This is a genomic window from Aeromicrobium halocynthiae (genome assembly GCF_039531385.1).
Lineage (GTDB): Bacteria > Actinomycetota > Actinomycetes > Propionibacteriales > Nocardioidaceae > Aeromicrobium > Aeromicrobium halocynthiae.
Genome location: NZ_BAAAPY010000011.1, coordinates 59,615 through 72,982 on the forward strand (window position 1 = coordinate 59,615; position 13,368 = coordinate 72,982).

The 13,368-nt window shown below is 68.9% G+C and carries 16 protein-coding genes and 1 pseudogene; 5 read left to right on the forward strand and 12 right to left on the reverse strand.

Annotation, left to right across the window (positions count from 1 at the left end):
- The first annotated feature begins 10 nt into the window (after positions 1–10).
- Positions 11–568 carry a type 1 glutamine amidotransferase domain-containing protein gene (locus tag ABD213_RS13280; RefSeq protein ID WP_344329553.1) on the forward strand — a complete coding sequence of 186 codons (558 nt, stop codon included), beginning with the start codon at positions 11–13 and terminating at the stop codon, positions 566–568.
- 69 nt (positions 569–637) lie between these two features.
- Here the strand turns inward: ABD213_RS13280 and ABD213_RS13285 are convergent, their stop codons facing one another.
- Positions 638–943 (reverse strand): DUF4235 domain-containing protein, encoded by a 306-nt coding sequence (locus ABD213_RS13285; RefSeq protein WP_344329555.1) that lies wholly within the window; start codon positions 941–943, stop codon positions 638–640.
- A gap of 310 nt (positions 944–1,253) precedes the next feature.
- Here ABD213_RS13285 and ABD213_RS13290 point away from each other — a divergent pair, with 310 nt between their 5' ends.
- Together ABD213_RS13290 and ABD213_RS13295 are read left to right on the forward strand one after the other, a co-directional pair.
- Complete coding sequence (locus ABD213_RS13290) at positions 1,254–1,784, forward strand: hypothetical protein (RefSeq protein ID WP_344329556.1); 531 nt, start codon at positions 1,254–1,256, stop codon at positions 1,782–1,784.
- 8 nt (positions 1,785–1,792) lie between these two features.
- A complete protein-coding gene (locus ABD213_RS13295) occupies positions 1,793–2,440 on the forward strand; it encodes a hypothetical protein (protein ID WP_344329558.1) in 648 nt (215 codons plus the stop codon).
- Between the two features lie 132 nt (positions 2,441–2,572).
- On the opposite strand, the gene ABD213_RS13300 is transcribed toward ABD213_RS13295, so the two are convergent.
- From ABD213_RS13300 to ABD213_RS13310, 3 genes are all read right to left on the reverse strand, one after another.
- A complete protein-coding gene (locus tag ABD213_RS13300) occupies positions 2,573–3,502 on the reverse strand; it encodes an NADP-dependent oxidoreductase (protein WP_344329589.1) in 930 nt (309 codons plus the stop codon).
- A 159-nt stretch (positions 3,503–3,661) separates the two neighbouring features.
- On the reverse strand, positions 3,662–3,784 hold the full coding sequence (locus ABD213_RS13305) for a helix-turn-helix domain-containing protein (RefSeq protein WP_344329560.1): 123 nt from the start codon (positions 3,782–3,784) through the stop codon (positions 3,662–3,664).
- 153 nt (positions 3,785–3,937) lie between these two features.
- The gene (locus ABD213_RS13310) at positions 3,938–4,972 is read right to left on the reverse strand and encodes a zinc-binding dehydrogenase (protein ID WP_344329561.1); all 1,035 of its coding nucleotides are present in this window, start codon (positions 4,970–4,972) and stop codon (positions 3,938–3,940) included.
- Positions 4,973–5,039: 67 nt separating this feature from the next.
- Between ABD213_RS13310 and ABD213_RS13315 the strand changes: the two genes are divergently transcribed.
- Entirely contained in the window at positions 5,040–5,348 is a 309-nt protein-coding gene (locus ABD213_RS13315) for a hypothetical protein (protein ID WP_344329563.1), read from the forward strand.
- Between the two features lie 223 nt (positions 5,349–5,571).
- Positions 5,572–6,699 (forward strand): HNH endonuclease signature motif containing protein, encoded by a 1,128-nt coding sequence (locus ABD213_RS13320; protein ID WP_344329564.1) that lies wholly within the window; start codon positions 5,572–5,574, stop codon positions 6,697–6,699.
- 35 nt (positions 6,700–6,734) lie between these two features.
- Here the strand turns inward: ABD213_RS13320 and ABD213_RS13325 are convergent, their stop codons facing one another.
- From ABD213_RS13325 to ABD213_RS13360, 8 genes and pseudogenes are all read right to left on the reverse strand, one after another.
- On the reverse strand, positions 6,735–6,986 hold the full coding sequence (locus ABD213_RS13325; RefSeq protein ID WP_344329566.1) for a hypothetical protein: 252 nt from the start codon (positions 6,984–6,986) through the stop codon (positions 6,735–6,737).
- 43 nt (positions 6,987–7,029) lie between these two features.
- Positions 7,030–8,148: a PheS-related mystery ligase SrmL gene (srmL, locus tag ABD213_RS13330; protein ID WP_344329568.1), complete on the reverse strand. Its 1,119-nt coding sequence runs from the start codon at positions 8,146–8,148 to the stop codon at positions 7,030–7,032.
- Positions 8,149–8,348: 200 nt separating this feature from the next.
- On the reverse strand, positions 8,349–8,612 hold the full coding sequence (locus ABD213_RS13335) for a hypothetical protein (protein ID WP_344329569.1): 264 nt from the start codon (positions 8,610–8,612) through the stop codon (positions 8,349–8,351).
- 143 nt (positions 8,613–8,755) lie between these two features.
- Positions 8,756–9,097 carry a hypothetical protein gene (locus ABD213_RS13340; protein ID WP_344329571.1) on the reverse strand — a complete coding sequence of 114 codons (342 nt, stop codon included), beginning with the start codon at positions 9,095–9,097 and terminating at the stop codon, positions 8,756–8,758.
- A gap of 350 nt (positions 9,098–9,447) precedes the next feature.
- A complete protein-coding gene (locus ABD213_RS13345) occupies positions 9,448–11,340 on the reverse strand; it encodes a hypothetical protein (RefSeq protein WP_344329572.1) in 1,893 nt (630 codons plus the stop codon).
- Positions 11,337–12,245 carry a hypothetical protein gene (locus ABD213_RS13350; protein ID WP_344329574.1) on the reverse strand — a complete coding sequence of 303 codons (909 nt, stop codon included), beginning with the start codon at positions 12,243–12,245 and terminating at the stop codon, positions 11,337–11,339. Before ABD213_RS13350 ends, ABD213_RS13345 begins: the two co-directional genes overlap by 4 nt.
- 658 nt (positions 12,246–12,903) lie before the next feature.
- Positions 12,904–13,167 (reverse strand): integrase core domain-containing protein, encoded by a 264-nt coding sequence (locus ABD213_RS13355; protein ID WP_425546070.1) that lies wholly within the window; start codon positions 13,165–13,167, stop codon positions 12,904–12,906.
- Positions 13,136–13,368: pseudogene (locus ABD213_RS13360) on the reverse strand (IS110 family transposase); the annotation flags it as partial. The pseudogene ABD213_RS13360 and the gene ABD213_RS13355, both read right to left, overlap by 32 nt.

Consider the following 13,368-nt stretch of genomic DNA (forward strand, 5'->3'; position numbering starts at 1 on the left):
AGGAGCAGCCATGAGCAGCCTCACCGGAAAGACCATCGCCTTCCTCACCGCGCAGACCGGCGTCGAGAAGCCCGAGCTCACCGACCCGTGGGCCGCCGTGGAGAACGCCGGCGGCACGCCCGAGCACATCGCCCCCGAGGCGGGCTCGGTGCAGTCGATGGTGGGCGACGTCGACAAGGACGAGACCTTCGAGGCGACGGTCGCGGTCGCCGACGTCGACGTCGACCGGTACGACGCCCTCGTCCTGCCCGGTGGCACGGTGAACGCCGACCAGGTGCGCGCCGACGACGCCTCGGTCGCGATCGTGAAGGCCTTCGTCGACGCGGGCAAGCCCGTCGCGTCGATCTGCCACGGGCCGTGGGCACTCGTCGAGGCGGGCGTGCTGCCGGGCAAGACCCTCACCTCGTTCCCGTCGCTGCAGACCGACATCCGCAACGCCGGGGGCACGTGGGAGGACCACGAGGTCTTCCACTGCCCGGCCAACGGGTGGGACCTCATCACGTCGCGCAACCCCGACGACCTGCCGGCCTTCAACGACAAGCTCGTCGAGGTCGTCGGCGGCCGCTGAGCACGCACGAGCGAACGACGACGCCCCCGCACCGGTCGGTGCGGGGGCGTCGTCGTGGGTGGGCTCGGCTCAGGAACCCGGCCACTCTCCGGTGGCCTTCTGGAACGCCTTGGCGCCCTGGCGGTCGACGAGCACCTTGACGACGGAGTAGATCGCGCCCTGCAGCAGGGCCGCGAGCAGGATCTCCTTCATCGGGTACTCGCTCTCCAACGGGCCGGGAGGGTCAGCGTGGTCGGCGTCGACCGACGGGCTCACCCGCTTCCAGATCTGCTTGAAGATCATGCTGGCGATGAGTCCGCCGACGATGGAGCTGACCAGCCCCACGGGACGGTAGAGGAGCTTGGCCGAGGTCGACGGCTGCACGGTAGAGGACATGTCCCGACGCTAGCGCCGGGTCCGCACCGTTGCACTCCCAGCACGGCGAGGGCGGGGCCGGGCAGACGACGGAAGCTCCCACCGCGGCGGGTCATGAGCGAAGACCAAGCCGGCGACCCAGTCCGACAACGCAGCGGATACCGAGGTCGTGCCCGTTCCGGACTCCGTTCTCGCCCTGCGCGAGAAGAAGGCCTGCGCGCGATCGGCGACCGTCCCGTCGGAGCCGTCGTTGCAGTGGTTTCCTCTGGTCCATGACCGCGGTCACAGGATCAAAAGGTGTGAGACCGGTTCACACGGGCACGGTGAGAGCATGAGCAACGACAAGGCAGCACAAGCCCGCGAAGGACTCTTCGACGGCCTGGCCGGCAAGGCCAAGGAGGTCGCCGGAGGCGTGACCGGCAAGGACGACCTGGTCGAGGAGGGTGAGCTCCAGCAGGCCGAGGCCGACCGCCGCAAGCAGGCCGTCGCCGACGAGGCCGTCGCCGACGCCAAGCGCGAGGACGCGGAGCAGGAGGTCCGTGAGACCACCACCGAGGCCGCCCGCCAGCAGGACGCCGCCCGCGCGCAGGCGCAGCAGGAGCAGGTCCGCGTCGAGCAGGAGCGCGCCACCGAGCGCGCCGCCGCCGAGCAGGAGGCCCAGCGACGGGCCGCGCAGGGCAGTCAGGCCGCCGAGCAGCGGGCCGACGCGCTCGCCGAGACCCGCCTGCGGGACGCCGAGGCCCTCGAGGCCGAGGCCGACGCCACCGAGCAGCAGGGCGAGACCGAGCAGGCCCGCCTCGAGCGCGAGGCCGTCGCCGCAGACGTCGAGGCCGCGAAGCTGCGCACCCAGACCGAGAAGTGAGGACCACCATGATCAAGACCGTCATCGCCCTTCCGTACGAGATCGCCCGCACGCCGCTCGCCGCCGTCGACGCGAAGCTGACGAGCCGCTTGCCCGAAGCCTCCTTCCCCCGTGTCGCCGTCGACCGGGTCCTCGGGTCCGCCGATCGTGTCGCGGGCGTCGTCCTGCGCAGCCGCACCATCGCCGAGCGCGGTGCCGAGCGCGTCGAACGCTCCGCGACGACCGTCGCCGCCAGCAATCTCGAGCAGCAGGCCGAGCAGGCCCGCGAGCAGGCCCGCCAGGCTGCGAAGAACGCCCGGACGGAGGCCGCCCGGAAGCGCACGGCCGCGCAGGAGCGCGCCGCGAAGGGCCTTGAGGAGGCCGATGCGGCCGAGGAGCGCGGGAAGCAGGAGGCCAAGAAGACAGCCGCCAAGACCGCCGCCACCAAGAAGAAGGCCGCCGACCAGCGTGCTGGGAGCAAGGTCGAGACGGTCGAGCAGAAGAAGAAGCGCGCCGACTCCGCCGCAGCCGCCAAGAAGAAGACTGCCCGGAGCAAGGCGACAACCGAGAAGGACGAGGCTCGCACGACCGAGCGAAAGGCCGAGAGGGCTCGCGCCGATGCGGACCGCCTCGACGACCTCGTCGACACCAGGAAGCAGGAGCGCCAGCAGGGCTGAGCGCTTCCCATCCGACCGGCCCGCCCTCCTCGAGGGCGGGCCGTTCTTCGTGCCGGGCGGATCAGACGGAACGGTCCTCGGCGCCGGGGGCCGGTGGCCCTGCTGGGGCCGCGGCACGCCCCGGCCGGGTCCTCAGTCGCCGGAGACGGTCACGGCGATCTTGCCCCGCACGTGGCCCCCGCGGCTGCGCGCGAACGCCTTCGGGAGGTCCTCGAGCTCGTAGGTGTCCTCCACCTCGATGCGTACCGTGCCGTCCTCGACGAGTCCGACGAGGCGGCCGAGGTCGTCGGCATCGGGGCGGACCCACAGCCAGGTGCCACCCTCCTCGAGCACGGCGTCGTCGGCGATGGACACGTGGCGCCCGTCGTCCTCGAGCACGGCGAGCGTCTGCTCGAGGACGCCGCCGACGAGGTCGAGCACGACGGAGACGCCGTCGGGAGCGAGGCTCTGCACGGCATCGACGAGACCGTCGCCGTACTCCACCGGCTCGGCGCCGAGGTCGCGGATTCGGTCGTGCTGCTCGAGCGAGGCGGTGCCGATCACCCGGGCCCGGAAGGCACGCGCGGCGAGCTGCACGGCGAAGGACCCGACGCCGCCACCGGCACCATGGACCAGCACGGTGTCCTCGGGCCCGACCTGCATCCGCTCGAGCGCCTGGAACGCGGTGAGACCTGCCAGCGGGAGCGACGCAGCCTCCTCCCACGTGGTGCCGGCGGACCTGCGCGCGGCGGAACGGACGGGGACGCACGTGTACTCGGCGAACGTGCCGCCGTGGACGTAGTCCTTGCGGTTGTAGGCGACAACCTCGTCGCCGACGGAGAACTCCGGGGTGTCGACGCCGACCGCCTCGACGACGCCGGCGACGTCCCAGTCCGGCACGACCGGGAACCGGACGTCCATCATCGCGTCGAGACCGCCGCCCATCAGCTTCCAGTCGACGGGGTTCACGGAGGCGGCGCGCACCCGCACGAGGAGCTCGCCGGGGCCGACCTTCGGCTGCGGCTGCTCGGTCATCTCGAGGACGTCGTCGTCGCCGTAGTCGGCGTAGGTCATGGCTCGCATGGTGCTCACGCGTCCACGCTACGACCGGGTCCCACCTGGGGCACGTCGCCCGAGGCGCGCGAGGAGCACGAGCGACGTCACCACGACGAGGAACCCGAGGCCCTGCGGGCGGGGGAGTCGTCGGCGCCACCAGGAGGGTGGGGCCGGCCGGGTGCCCGCTCACCGCTCCTCCTCGTCGTCGGGGACCCACTCCGGGAGGTCGACCGGCTGGCACTCGAGCATCCGGCACATCGCCTCGGGCGTCGTGAAGCGCACGGCGTTGGCGCGTCCGTTCTTCAGCACGGCGACGTTCGCGGGCGTCAGGCGGTCGGCGAACTCCCCGACGCTCGGCCGGACAGGGACAGCACCTGGAGCACGACCAGCACCCCGAAGAGGGCGAGGAGGGCGAGGCGGAGCAGGAGGATCACTCGACGATGATCCGTGGTCGGTGGATGCTCAGCGCTGCGGGTCGATCATCGTGACACCGGCGAGGTCGCTGACGTCGACCGTCGGCAGCAGCGCGGCCGCCTCGTCGAGGCCGACGGTGCGGGCCACGAGGTCACCGGGTCGCAGCGCCCCGCTCGTCACGAGGTCCATCAGCTGGGGGTAGTCGGCGGCGGCCATGCCGTGGCTGCCGAGCACGTCGAGCTCCCAGCCGATGACGCGGTCCATGGGGACGCGGGGGTGGCCGTCGACGGGCGGCAGCAGGCCCACCTGGGCGAGGCGGCCGCGCCGCGCGAGCGCGTGGATCGCGGCAGCACAGGTCTGCTCGCTGCCGACGGCGTCGACGGCGACGTGTGCGCCGCCGCTGGTGATGTCGTGGATCGCGTCGACGACCTCGGGGCCGGCGGTCAGGACGTGGTCGGCACCGAGGGCGGTGGCCGCCTCGAGGGCACCAGCGTTGCGGTCGACGGCGACCACCCGGGCCCCGCGGGCCTTGGCGATCATCACGGCGCTGAGCCCCACTCCCCCGGCACCGACGACCGCCACCCACTCGTCCTCGCGCAACCCGGCACGGGCGAGGAGGGCGCGGTAGGCGGTGGCGAACCGGCAGCCGAGGCTCGCCGCGGTCGCGTCGTCGACGGCGTCGGGCAGGGCGACGAGGTTGGTGTCGGCAGCGTGCAAGGCCACCTTCTCGGCGAACGATCCCCAGTGGGTGAATCCTGGCTGCTGCTGGTCGGGACAGACCTGCGCGTCGCCCTGCGCGCACCAGCGGCACCGGCCGCAGCCGCACACGAACGGCACCGTGACCCGCTCGCCGCCGCGCCACCGCTCCACCCCGGCCCCGACGGACGTCACGATCCCGGCGAGCTCGTGGCCGGGCACGTGCGGGAAGGCGATGTCGTCGTGGCCGGCCCACGCGTGCCAGTCGCTGCGGCACAGCCCGGTGGCCTGCACCTGCACCACCACTCCCCCGTCGGGCGCCTGCGGGTCGGGCACCTCCCGGACCTCGGGGCGTCCCCTGACCTCGTCGACCACCATCGCTCGCATGGAGTCATCGTCGCAGCGTCCTCGTGCTCGACGTGCGAGCCCGTCGGGTTCGTCGTCTGCTGGTGCGGTGGCCGACGACCCCGTGGAGGACGAGCACTTCTTCGTCGTGAACGGCCGCCGCTGGCGGCGCACCGACCCATGCCTCCCGGACGACGTCGTGGAGCGCCTCACCTCCCACCTGGGCCGCGGACGCTCCGGCGTCCGGGTGGCGAAGAACGCCGGGGACGACGACGCCGTCCGCGCGTCCCGGCGACGCGTCGACCTCGCCAAGCACGGCCTCGGCGAACGCGGGCCGAGGTGGTGGGAGGACGAGGAGGAGGTGCGCGTCGCGCGGGCCCGGGAGGCGTTGGAGGAACTCGACGCGCTCGACGACTGAGCTCGCTGGTTCAGGGGGTGACCCGGCCGGAGTGAGTGCTCGGGGCGAGTCGGCCACAGCCACCCAGGAACCCGCACGATCGGTGCTCCCTCGGTGGTTGAGTAGCGGTCGCAGCGACGAAGGAGCCTGCGACCGCGTATCGAAACCACGTTCCCAGCCAGGGAGCCAAACCTGCCGCACGCGGACATTCAAGACTGTCAGTGGTCGCACGTATGTTTGATTCATGGACGTCGGGGAGAGCACGAGCGAGGAGGCCATGACCTCGGCCACCCGCGCGGTGGCGCGGGCCGAGGCAGCTCAGTACTGCTCGATGCTCGCGTTCCGTGACGCGGAGGAGGCTCGCATCAGCCGGCTCGACGGCTCGATGCGGCAGCTGGTGGAGCGATCGGCGATCCCGATGTCCATCGGGCAGGCCATGGGCCTCTCGGAGAACCAGGTCTGGTCGAGGTTGGCCATCGCGGACCGGATGGTCGCCCACGCGCCCTCCTGCTGGGCCGCGTTCCGCGACGGCATCATCGACGCCGCCCGCGTTCGCGAGATCTCCACCGGCCTGGACCGCCTCGAACGGGAGTCCTCGTGGGCGCTGCTGGACGAGAAGGCCCTCGCCTACGCCACCACCCACACCACGGCCGAGCTGCGGGCCTGGGTCAAGCGGTTCGTCACCCGGATCGAGCCCGACGAGGCCCTCGACCGGGCAGAGAAGGCCCGAGACCAGCGGTACGTGTCGCTGCACCATCTCGAGGACGGCATGTCCTGGCTGAGCGCCTACCTGCCCTCCCACCAAGCCGCTGCGGTGATGAAGCGCCTCGACCGCGCAGCACGCGTCCCCGTCGACGAGGACGACCAGCGGACTCTCCCTCAGCGCACGGCCGACCTGTACGTCTCCTGGCTCACCCACGGCGAGACCACCGCCGAACCCACCGTCACAGGCGATGTCGCGGTGACGATCGAGGCCGACGTCCTCACCGGGCTCGTCCACGGCCACGCCGAGTCATCCGATGGTGAATGGTCCGTCCCGGCGTCGTGGATCCTCGAGGATCTCGACCCCGACGAGACGTTCTGGCACCGGATCATCACCGATCCCGTCCACGGGAACACGTTGGCTCACGACTACGTCGGACGCTTCGCCCCCGAGACCCTCGCCAAGGCCATCAGATTCCGCGACGGGGTCTGCCGAGCACCAGGATGCAGAGTCCCAGCAGACAGATGCGACCTCGACCACCGAGAACCCTGGCCCACCGGACCCACCAACGGGGACAACATGTGGGCACTGTGCAGACGGCATCACTCCATGAAGGGACACGACGTCCTGCGATGGATCCTGCCCACCGGCCGCGAAGTCGCCGCCTGACGTCTCGACGACCACGCCCGCACTGGCCACGTCAGTCAGCCGAACGCGGCGATCCAGCCGAGCACGACGCCCGCAATCCCGAGGATCGCGCCCGCCAATGCGAAGGCCTTTGTCGCGCAACGCATGTCGTCCCGCAGCAGCAACAGCCCGGCGAGCGCGGCGCATCCGAGCGCCAACAGGATGCGTGCAGACGAACCAAGTGCCCCGCGGTCACCACCCGCCGTCGCGAGGAGATACACGCCCAGCACGGCGGCACCCCCGGCCTGCACCACCTTCGAGGCACTCACCTGACGACGGTATCCAGCCGCGAGGGTCAGTCCCGCCACGACTTCAGATCAGCTCGAGCACCGGTCCCTCGTGCACAGCCCGATAGATCGCATTGCGGATGGCGTTGGCCTCCTCCGAGGTGAGGGTGCGGTCGATGGGGCGCAGCACGATCCTCAGCAGGAGGTTGACCTGATCGGCCCGCGTGCCGAGCCGAGCACGCGCGCCTTCGGGCAGCTCCTCGTGCGTCGTGCGTCCGAGCACGTCGACGGACTCGACGACGTCCGCGTCGTCGCCCAGCGCGTCGCGGATGCGGTCGCCGAGCGTCTCCTCGTCCTCGGCAGCATCGACGACCACCGAGATGTCCCGCCGGGCCGCAGGCAACGGCGAGACGTGCTGCCACGGGTCCAGCGTGAGCATCTGTTCGGCGATGCGGGGGTCCTCGGCGCGCAGGTAGCGGATGTCGGGGATGCCCTTGCGGAGCATCAACGCCCGCTCCAGTCCCATGCCGAGGGCCAGGCCGGACCACCGCTCGGGGTCGAGGCCGGACCCGCGCAGCACGTCGGGATGGATGCGCCCGCACTCTGCCAGCTCGAGCCACTCCCCCTCGTGGAGCACGTCGATCTGCCGGCCACCCACCGTGTACGGATGCGTCACGTCGGTGGTCCTCCACTGCGCGCCCGGGAGCACGGCCTGGACCAGGCAGCCGATCATCGTGAGCATGTCCGCGTCGCTCGTGTCCGTTGTGCTGCGGATCCGCCACAGGTCGACCTGGTGCGGTTCGCCCACGTGGCTGCGGTCGACGGCGTCGCGCCGGTAGACGAGCCCGGGGACCACGATCAGCTCGTCGACCTCGTCCCGTCCCGCGTAGTCCTCCAACGCGGTCGGGAGGTCGGCGCTGGTGTGGCTGCGCAGCATCACCGTCGGACTGACGTAGCGGGTGTAGCGGCGGGCGCGCGTGACGTCGCCCGGGGCGTAGCCGAGGCGGTCGTAGTTCTCCCGCACCGGCACGATCGGCGAGCTGCGCACGGTGCGGACAGGGGTGTCCCACTGGGACCGGAGGCGCCCCACGACCTCGTCGAGCAGGACGTGGACGGCGTGCGGCCCCTGGGCGGGATCGGTGAGGTCGCGCAGGCTCAGTGCGCGGCAGAGCTGGTCAGGGGTGAGGTATGCGGTGTGCGACATGAGGTGGTCTCCAAGGGTGTGAGCAGAGCGGCGAAAGGAGGGACACTCCCCCGGCCGTGCCTGCGGAGACCTGCGGCGCTACGAGCGCGCGACGACGACCCCGCGGCCATGTCCCGGCCGGGGGTCAAGAAATCGCTGCTGCATCTGCACGCGGCCAGCATACGGCCGCCGTCGACCGCCGTTGACGACCAGGTCGCCCGTCAGCCCCGGGTGAAGAGACGAGATTCCTCGCGGGAGTCGAAGGCCAGTGCCTCGTGGACGCCGAACCCTGGCCTCACCGACCGCCAGTCACCGTCGTCGGCAAGGTATGCGCGAGCGAAACCAAGGAACTCCTCGAGGATGTCGGCCCAGCCTTGCGGGTCGTCGCAGACCTCGTCGCTCTCGAAACGACCATCGAGGACGATGCGCACCGTCGCCGCTCCGACGATCTGCAACCGAGCCGTCCGCTCGTCAGCTCCACGCACCGAGAGTGGCGGCCGTGTTCTGATGTCGAGCGACACACCGTCCGCGATCCGCATCGCCCGGAGGTCGTACGTCTGTCGCGCTTCTCCGAGGAGGCCGGTGATGAAACGCCTCAGACCATCCGGATCCATCAAGGGAGACTCGATCATCGCGCCGCCTTGGCCTCCATGACCGCACGGATGAAGCGGTCGCCCCGTGTCTCGGTGTCCTCGCCGCGAAGGTCCTTGAGCCAGTAGCCGTAGGCCACCGCCGCAACCGTCACGTCGCGTCTCCCCGCGACCTCGAAGACGACCTCCCGCTTCGTGTGGACCGGACCGACGAGGTCGGTGAACGGAATGACGTGGCGTTCCAGAAAGTTCACGACCGAGGACACCACCATGCCCGTGAAGCCGATGAGGACGACGACTGCATCTGCACCCGTCCAGAACCACGGCTTGGAGTGCCGCCACACCTCCGGCTGAGCGCCCGGCGACTGTGCTTGCACCATGTCGACCCGCCCGTGAAGTGTCGTGTGCAGCGACCGCCCACGACGGGCCGCTCTGCATGACCTGCGTTGGGTGAGTGGTTCAAAGATGCAGGTGAGAATACACTGCAATCGCAGTCTTTCCTGGGTTTCCGCTCTTTTGCTGCAGGGTATCTGAGGGGTTGCGCCAGGGCGTGGCTGGGCGCCTGATGGACGGTGGGGTGCCTAGAGCTGGGGGTGTCGTCTGGTTCGGGTTGGACGGTCTGACGGCGATTCTCAGAATGGCTCCGATCTTGCTCCAGGGTTTCGGGATGGGCTGGGCATGCTTGTTCCCCCGGCCGGGTTCCGGTCGGGGGGAACAAGCAACTTGGGAGTTAGGCGGCGGGCCTTCTGTTCCTGAGGATGAGGTCTCGGATTCGTCGTCGTTCGGTGGCTGCCATCAGGGGGCTCTGTCCGTGGCGGTCGAGGTTCTCTCGCCATTTGTCGAGGGCTTTGATGTTGGCGACGCCGACGAGGAGGGCGACGGCGATGGTGAACTGCGCGTTCTTGCGGAACAGGATCTGTCCGCGGCGTAGTCCGCCGACGTTCGGTGAGATCAGTTGGGAGTGGAAGGCTTCGTTGAGTGCCCGGTTGGCCTTGTAGTTCTCTTCGTGTTCCCAGGTTCCGATGAGGTTCGGTTGGATGTGCTTCACCTGTCGGTCGGTGAGCCAGACCGTGACGCTCTTGGCTTTGCACAGGGGCGTTGGTCTCGCGGGAGGGTTGATCCCGATGTCGAGGTTCGGGTCCTTCCAGGACGGGAGGTCTTTGCGCAGTGGGCAGCGGATTCGCCCGGCGGCTGCTGGGCATCCGATGCGGATACTGACCTCTTGCTTCTGTTCGCTCTCGCCTCTGGTGGGTCGGCCGACGCGGCGGCGGGCTCGACGTTGGGGTTTGCCGTGCAGGGCGGCCCGCCGGCTCTCGAACCACTGGACGTCCCGTTCATGTTGTTCCAGTTCGTCGATGTTGTAGGTGGGTTGTCCGTTGACGACGTCGTAGGCGGGGACCTCCAACGCTGGCCGTTGGGACAAGGTGGCGTGGTCGGCGAGGGGACACATGGGGCATCCGTTGTAGAGGTAGCCGACGTACTGGTCCTGGCCTGTCTGGTCGGGGTCGGTTGCACGTAGTTCGAGGATGGTGTTCTCGTTCTTCGCGTACTTGAACATCGCGGAGTACTTGTTGTCGATCAGGTACTCGTTGAGGTGGCGCATGTCCTGGTAGGCGATGTCACCGATGAGGTACTGGTGGGCCCTGCCCGCCAGAGGTGGCCGGTGTCCTGCCTCCTCGATCGCGTCGAGGCACAGGATCGTGGCTCTGCGGTCTGCGGGTGACGGTTTGCTCAAGCCGATGGAGAGGGCAACGTTCGGCACCCGAGGCGAACCAACGCGTCCGACGATGATGCCGAGCGTGAGGCCGACCACGGCGGGCCATCTCATGCGACGGTTCTTCGGGGAGAACGCCGCCATCTGGTTGGCGGAGGAGCTGCGCTTGCCCTTCGGCACCTTGCCTTGGTGGCGGCTGATGTTCACGTCGATCGGTGTGAGGTCGACAGCGAGGTCGCCGCAGTGATCGCGCAGGACACCGTTGTGCAGGTCGGTCGGCTCCAGGTGGGTGAAGAACTCACCGTTCTTGTACTCCACGGACGACGCGACGATCCGGTTCGCGATGCGTTCGCGCAGGTCGGTCTGCGACTTCTTCCCGCCACGTTTGGCAGCCTTGTCGAGTTCGTCGACGGTTCGCGCCTTCCCCGCTCCCAGGACGTTGTCGTCGAGGGGCATGAGTTGGTCGTCGAGGGCCTTCCAGCAGCGTTGGTACTCCGACTTCCACATCTTGAACGCGGCTCGTTCTTCTTCGGGGAGTTCGGGTCGGCCATCCGGGTCGAGTTCGCTGACCACCCGCATCGCGGCGATCCGCGCACGGTCTTGGAAGAAGCCGGTGTCGAGGGCTTCGATCAGGTCCGGCGTGTAGACGAAGTTCAGCCGGTGCACGACGGTGCGGATCGACATGACCTGTCCTGCGAGTGCCATCTCGGTGAGTGTGACCAGCAGCGCCTTCAACGGGTATGGCGTGAGTTTCGGGGGACGTCCGGCACCCTTTGGGTTCCGTGCCTGCGCTGCGGGACTGTTCTCGATCAGGTCCAGGATTCCGGACTGTTCGACCCAGGCGAGCGCGATCTGGAAGTTGCGGGCGATGTCTGCGGAGTGGGCCCTGTGGGCCGGGCTGATGCTCATGCCGCACCGCCTTCGAACTGGTCCATCCAGGACAACATCTCCGCCTCCGACGCGACGCCCACGTGTCGCACCAGATCGCCGATGTAGTGCGTCTGACCCTTCGTCAACCCGGCGAACGTCGAGATGACCGGCCACGGCGCGGGCACCTTCATCAGTTCCACGATCCTGGTGTTCCGTGCCCGCGGGATCGAGAAGAACGAGAAGTCCTTCCTGTTCTTCACCACCAGCGCCTTCAGACTCGACGCCGCATCCGAGCGCTTCACGAACGTCGGCCGCAGCAGGTAGGAGCCATCACGGCGGGCAGCGAGCGCACGATCCGCATGCTCACCCGCGAGCGGGACCCGACGGAACTCGCCAGTCGCCCGAGGCACGCGGATGCACACCCGGCCGTGCTCACGGACCACCCACGACGCCTCCGCGTGCGCGACCTCCTCCGAGCGGAGCGCCGCATGCTCAGCGAGCGTCAACATCAACAGCGCCTGCGACTTCCACTCACCGCACGTCAGCGCGGCCTCGGTGATCAGGTCCCACTCCCCCGGTGAGTACGGTGCACCGGCGATCGCCCGAGCGTTGGTGTTCACCAGCGGACGACGGTTCCGGATCCGGCGCAACGCCGCCAGCGTCGAAGCACGCGATGTCACCGTCACATGCTGCAGATGCCGCTGCGCGTAGGACGCGAGTGCCGGCTCGCTCAGGTGGATACCCGGCATGAACGACCCGTACTCGCGGCACATGACCGCCGCCAGCCGGAACAGCGACGAGATCATCACCGAGTCCGTAGCGATCGACGTGAAGTCGACCTCAGTCACCAGGTCCACGACCTGCTCACGAAGAGCGTTCGCCTCCGCAGCAGGAAGCTGAGGCTGATACGACATGAGACGCGCGTGGCGCTCGGCGGCGTTCACCGCAGGCCACCTGTCTGCCGTCCGAACACGGACGGACGGTTGTCGCCACTGGGGCGCATACTGGATGCAACGAGGTACTTCATGAGTGTTTCTCCTTCATCTGGTGGAACTTCTGGACCGACCTGGACGTCGGTTCGGGCCTCGTGGCCCTTCGGGGTTCAGGTGGGGCGATCCGGTGCCAGCCGGGTCGCCCCACTCACATCTGTACGCGGCGCGCCTCCTTCGCCTTCGGTAGTTGCTCTGCTACATCCTGTGGGCCGACCGTCCAACCGTCAAAGCCAACGCCGACTAGGCCCTGAGCCTGGATGCCCAACCCGTTCGTGATCACGACACTGATTAGAGCGGTGTGGGGTGACACGACTGATGGGACGTCATAACTTCCATCCCGGAAGTTAGAGTCCGCGGAAAGGCTCACAGCAGCTGTTCCAGCTCTGTGGCCAGACAACTTCCTAGCGGAGGCAGAGAAAATCGATGGAAGTTCCCCGTCCCGCAGCACGACTGCACCCCGCCTGGCCGCCCCGATGGCACCCCACAGAACCCCCCACGCCCGTCACCGAGATCCCCAACCCAGGACAAGGGCATCAACCGGCACCCCGAAGATCTCTGTCCCGCGTCAAGGTGAACCGCCCCGGGATGTCCGGAGGCCCGGTTTGGTGGCTCAGCCGGTTGGCGTGAGTCGGTTTCTTGCAGCGTAGTGAACTTCCTCGGCTCGGACGGGTGTCAGGTCGTCGATGGCCTCGTGGGGACGCTCGTGGTTGAACCAGTCGACCCAGCCCAGCGTCTCGAGTTCGACGTGCTCGACGCCTCGCCATGGTCCTTCGGGTCGGATCAGTTCGGTCTTGAACAGTCCGATGGTGGATTCGGCCAGGGCGTTGATGCTCCTATATCCGTCAAGCGGCGATCTGGGACTCGATTCGTGCATCGCGGATGGGTCGCATGGCGGCCCAGAGTTCGCGTGCGAGGAGTCGCTTGAGGCAGCGGATGATCTCGGCTTTGGTCTTGCCCTCCGACGTCCGCCGAGCGACGTAGGCCTTGGTCGGTTCGTGGTGTTGCATCCGCACGATCACGACCCGGTAGAGCGCAGCGTTGGCCTGGCGATGGCCGCCCCGGTTCAACCGATGCC